The following is a 4,930-nucleotide window of genomic DNA, read 5'->3' on the forward strand; positions in this document are numbered from 1 at the left end:
CTCCGAGGACGACCAGCGCCGTCCGGCGCACAGCACGCTGGCCCGCGGGCCGTCGCGGCGACGCCGCGCGACGCTCGGACTCCTGCTGGCCGTCGTGGCAGCCGCCGCCGTCGTGGCCGTCCTGGGCGCTCCAGCCTTGCGGACGTCGGCCCGAACGACCGCGGGCACCGTCCCGCCCACGGCGGCCACGGGACCGGCCGCGACCCGATCGCCTGCGCCTGTGTCACCCGCTTCGCACCCGGCGCAGGCGACGCCGCCAGCACGGCCCGCGACGGTCGTCGACCTGACCGTCAACGGCGTGCCCGTGGCATCGGGCGGGCAGATCACCGTGCGGGGACCGCGCGCGGGCCAGCTCCTGTGGGGGCGGGTCACCGGCGTGATCCCAGCCGGTGGTCGCCTGTTCGTCATCAGCACGCCGGCGCCCTCGTCTGGCCGGGCCAGCTTCGTCCAGGGAGAGCTCCAGCCGGACACCGGCGGTGCCTGGATGGTGACCGTGTCGGTCGCCTCCGATGGCACCTACTACGGCGAGGACCGGCCGGATCGCATGACCGTTCTGCTGGCCGATCCGACCGCGAGCGCGATCCTGCGGGGCTACGAGGCTCCTCCCGACCAGCGGCGAGCCGTCCTCACCCTGCCGGCGGTAACCCGGCTCGCCACCATCGACATCGTGAAGATCCCCAGCTAGCGCCGGTCACGGCCGCGGGGCCGCCGCTCTGGCCGCGGAGAATGCCCGCGCAGACAGGGTGCGAAGCCGTCAAGCTCAGGCGCCCTCCGGTGGATCGGGGACGACGCTCGACGCGTCCAGCACGTGCCAGTGACGCAGCTGCCGGATGAACCCCGTGGATGTCAGGTCGTGGATCGTGGCGAGTGCGATCAGGTCGCTCTCCCGGATGGACAGGACACGTCCCGCGTAGTCGCCTCGTTCGGCTTGTATCTGCGCGACCCAGCGACGCAGCACCGCCGTGTCGGGCGCGGGAGCCGCGGCAAGGCCGGTGAGGTTCAGGACCGTGCGCGGGTGCGCTGCCCGCGCCGCGGCCGGGCCGTCGGTCGGCAGCAGTTCCGCGACCGGCACGTTGTAGAACGCCGCTAGCTCGGCCAGCTGTGACGTGGTCATCATCCTGTCGGCTCGTTCGTATGAGCCGAGCGCCGCGACCTTGAATCGGCCGCCGCTTGCGGCTTCGACATCGGCGAGGGACCGATGCTGCTGGGCGCGGATCACGCGAAGGCGCACGCCTACGGCTTTCGCGTACGCCCGATCATGTGCGTTGTTGGTCACGAGGATTCCTCGCTTTCTCGGGAACAACAGAAAAGGTCATCAATGCAGGGCGGGAAGATCGATGAGGCAGGGTGAGAACCGTCGCGGCCCGGTCTTTCGGTGTCGCTCAGGCGGGCGGGCTCCGCCACGCCCGTCGCACCGATTTCCCCGGGGCCGCTCGATCACTGACCCGGGACTACCCCATGGATCGCCCGCGCCGATCGCGGGGCACGGCCCGCCCGCATTCCCGTGAGCAACCACATCCGCGGAAGATCAAGCGGAAAACCGGCTCCGGCCGGCAGCCCCACACCTCGTCGCCGTGCCGCGGCCGTTGCTCGGACCTTTGGGCACCTCACGCGGTGTTGCGGCGGAGGCGACGCAGCTCGTGTGCACCCGCGGTCACGGTGCGGCCGGTGTGCAACAGCACCCGGTGTCGCCTGCTGTCGGGGAGCTCGTCCTCGTCGGGTGGTTGGACGACGCCGCGGGCCTGCAACGGCCAGTCCGCCGGAACCGCGACCAACAAGGGCAGCACCTCAACGTGGTCACCAGGCGCGATCAGGCGGTGGGTGTGCCTGCCGGTGCGGCGGCAGCCCTGCCGACCGCAGGGCGCCGGGGGCCACACCTCGCCGTAGCGGCTGATCGGCTGGTAGGTCTCGATGTGGGCGGCCACGTCAGGGGCCTGCCGACGCAGCTCGGCGGCGATCCGGTCCTCGATCGTGTACCGGTCGACCAGGCCCGGGACCGCTTCCAGCCGGCCGTACATGACCGTGCCGGCCGGGCTGTAGCGGTTGTAGGCGCGCCACCACACGACGGACACGTCGCGGGGGTCACGGCCGAAATCCACACAGGTGGCCCGCAACTGCGCCGGTACCGTCGTGAAATCCACCGGCCGCATGATTGTTTCGGACATGCGTGTGCTCCTTTTTTGTCAGCGGTTGACTGGCCCGTCCGACGGCTGGTCAGGACGGGCTGTCCCGGCGTCGTCGCTGTGGTCCTCGCCCCGGTCCCACGGTCCGAGCACCGCCGTGGGGGTCGTCACGCCTTGGCGCCGTTCGCGGCGGGCCGCGGCCAGCAGGTCCAGGACCCGCCGGCCTTTGATGTCCGCCTGGCGCCGCAGCTGCTCGGGACAGGCAGCGGGGATGGTGACGATCTTGTTCCGAAGGTCGATCTCGACGCTGAGGCGTCGGAGGATGGCGCCCATTCCCTGCCGGCGGATGAACAGCGCCATCCGGGCCTGCACCCGATGATCGAACGGTTCCAGCAGGATGTACTCGTTGCGCCACGAGTAGTTGGCCACGTCTGGGGAGATCCGGACCATGGTCTGCGCGGTTCGGCCGGACGGCAGGGCGCGGTGGACAAGCGGGGCGGCGGGATTCGGCTCCAGAATGGTCAAGGGCCGGTGGAACGGGTACCAGCCAGGCCCGTAGAGGACGCCGTACTGGTCGAGCACATAGGCCCAGTCGCCGAGGTCGAGTTCCAGTCCGTACATGTCGAACTCGTCAGCCGGCGCTATAGCCGGGGGTAGATAGCGACGCATGCGGCACCTCTCAATTACGCGTCGGGTAGCGTCGGAGAATCACGTTCCGGCGTACTTGCATTGGACGGGTTCGCCGTCGTGTAGGCCGGCGCATTCGATGGTGCCGAGTTTCCGGCCTGGTACGGTCAGCTTGCGGCGGGCGGTTGCTTCGAGGTCGTCGATGGTCGACCCTTCCAACGCTTCGTGGTGCCGCCAGCTGTCCTCGCCGAACATCTGTTGCTCGGGGAATGCGGCGGCCCACATTCTGAAATAGAGCCCGGCCGCTGGGGATCGCAGCGGGGCGACCTGGCTGATCTCGACGCACAGGCAAGACACCTCGGCGGCGGTTCCTGGCCGTGTGTCCGTACCGGCGGCAACCCGGTCGAGGAGCTCACGGCAATGCGACCGATACACAAATTCCGTGGCCATGAGCCGGTGGGTCGGCGTCAACAGGCGGAAGCTGTGGTAGAGAATATCCCGATCCGACGGGTGCCGGTCCATCGCCCGGTGAACCTCGTCCGCCGCCCATTCGATCTGGGGTGAGATCCTGGAAAGGGCCTCGGTGACGTCGCGGACGATGCCCGCTAGCGTCGTGTTCTCTGCATCTTCGGCCATAGCTGGCCTCCGTTGTGTTCGGGTGCATGCCAAAATCGGCGGGACGAGAATTGCCGTGCGATCCCCGGTCGGCTGCCGGTGCAAGCGGCAGCTCCCCCGGGTGGGCAGACGAAGCCAAAAGGGGCACTGGTGGTGGCCGACGACGGTGTTCGAGCCACCACCAGGGCGGCATGAGGTGCTCCCGCGAAGCCGCGACCCTCGGATGGGGCGGGGGCTACGCGTCGTCCGCGAGCAGCGCGAGAGCCGGGTAGTCCCGGTGGGGGTCCGGTTCGATCAGCTCGAAGCGGACGTCACGGATGACCAGGACGTCGCCGATCTTCACCGGGAACTCCAGGCCATGCTCGGTCAGGACACGCGACTCGGCACCGGTCCCGCCGTAGTTGTCGATCACGGTGTCGTGGGGGAACAGGTAGGCGTACGGGCCCGGCTGCATCGGTCCGCCGTGGACGCGGCGGCAGCTGCCCTCCGGACCGATGTAGCCGATCCCGAACCGCGCCTCACGGCGGGCATACCGGGAATGGCAGCGCACCACGTTGGGTGACTCCCACTCATCCGGACGGTCATACCGGCTCGGCCGGGTGAGGACGTAGTGTTCCGCCGGCCGCCGCATCATCGTGTCGGCGTACGCGACGATGTCGGGGCCGGCGACCCGCGCCGCGTACTCATCCCAGGCCGAGCCGACGGACCGCCACTGTCCCGCCGCCGCCCAGTCGGCGAAGTCGGCCAGGACCGCGCGCAGCGCCTCCCCGTGAGTTGTCTCGTCGGGCCCGCCTCGCGGAGGATGGCGCACGCCATGGCTATAAAATACTCGCGCTCGCTCAATTCATTGGGCACAGGAATGCCTCCGTCGTACCTAGGCTTCGTTTTCGGCGGGCACCACGAGTCGCCGGCCGCTTATCGGACAGGGGGAAGCGTCGCGGGCGTGAGGAGGTCGTTTACAGCGCCGCGCCTTCCGAGCCTCTCGGCGTGCCGCTGCCCGGCTCGCGAGGACTGTTGAACTCCTGGTAGGGCTTTGACGGGGTCGACCGCGGCCCGCAGGTGCATTCCGCGTCCCGGTCGTGCTCGTGGAAGGTCACGTAGACGGTGGTGTGCAGACCGTCACTTTCGGCATCCTCCTCGATTTCCTCGAGGCGGACATTCAGGAGCGTTTCGTCGTACAAGATCTCCCGAGAATCGATAGCGCCGTCCACAACCACAATCATTTCGGCGAATGTCACGACCAGACCTTCTTTCTCTGCCCGCCCCGTGGCCGGGGCCAGGCACGTGGCAGCGGGGGCAGTCGCGGAACGCTCCTCGCGGTCACTCCGGACGGGTGTAGGTCCGGGTGTCGTCGGTGGCGCGCGTCGGCCCGGGGTCCGGTGGCAGGCGGAAGCAGAGCTGTGTGCTGTCGACGCTGGCGACGGTCGCCCATTCGTCGAGCAGCTCGGCGATCCGGTCGGCGACCGCGTCCTCCCACTCCTCGGCCGGTCCGGTGTCGGTATTGACCGCGATCACCCGCCCGCGGGGCTCGCCCAGCTCGTCGTTGTAGACCTCCACGTCCAGAC

Annotated in this window: 6 protein-coding genes and 2 pseudogenes; 1 reads left to right on the plus strand and 7 read right to left on the minus strand. The window is 69.4% G+C overall.

What is annotated here, in order from left to right; genetic code table 11:
* Nucleotides 1-685, plus strand: a pseudogene (locus AC08OP_RS20585) (hypothetical protein); the annotation flags it as partial.
* 75 nt (nt 686-760) lie between these two features.
* Here AC08OP_RS20585 and AC08OP_RS20590 read toward each other — a convergent pair.
* The 7 genes and pseudogenes from AC08OP_RS20590 to AC08OP_RS20620 all read right to left on the minus strand — a co-directional run.
* Nucleotides 761-1,276 carry a transcriptional regulator gene (locus AC08OP_RS20590; RefSeq protein WP_476615680.1) on the minus strand — a complete coding sequence of 172 codons (516 nt, stop codon included), beginning with the start codon at nt 1,274-1,276 and terminating at the stop codon, nt 761-763.
* A gap of 331 nt (nt 1,277-1,607) precedes the next feature.
* Complete coding sequence (locus tag AC08OP_RS20595) at nt 1,608-2,165, minus strand: hypothetical protein (protein WP_476615681.1); 558 nt, start codon at nt 2,163-2,165, stop codon at nt 1,608-1,610.
* An 18-nt stretch (nt 2,166-2,183) separates the two neighbouring features.
* Nucleotides 2,184-2,792 (minus strand): hypothetical protein, encoded by a 609-nt coding sequence (locus AC08OP_RS20600; protein WP_476615682.1) that lies wholly within the window; start codon nt 2,790-2,792, stop codon nt 2,184-2,186.
* 39 nt (nt 2,793-2,831) lie between these two features.
* Nucleotides 2,832-3,470, minus strand: coding sequence for a hypothetical protein (locus AC08OP_RS20605; RefSeq protein ID WP_476615683.1), 639 nt, complete (start codon nt 3,468-3,470; stop codon nt 2,832-2,834).
* 130 nt (nt 3,471-3,600) lie between these two features.
* The gene (locus tag AC08OP_RS20610; RefSeq protein ID WP_476615684.1) at nt 3,601-4,176 is read right to left on the minus strand and encodes a hypothetical protein; all 576 of its coding nucleotides are present in this window, start codon (nt 4,174-4,176) and stop codon (nt 3,601-3,603) included.
* Between the two features lie 145 nt (nt 4,177-4,321).
* On the minus strand, nt 4,322-4,603 hold the full coding sequence (locus AC08OP_RS20615; protein WP_476615685.1) for a hypothetical protein: 282 nt from the start codon (nt 4,601-4,603) through the stop codon (nt 4,322-4,324).
* Nucleotides 4,604-4,685: 82 nt separating this feature from the next.
* A pseudogene (locus tag AC08OP_RS20620) lies at nt 4,686-4,930 on the minus strand (hypothetical protein); the annotation flags it as partial.

Source organism: Frankia sp. CeRuru1 (assembly GCF_977966315.1).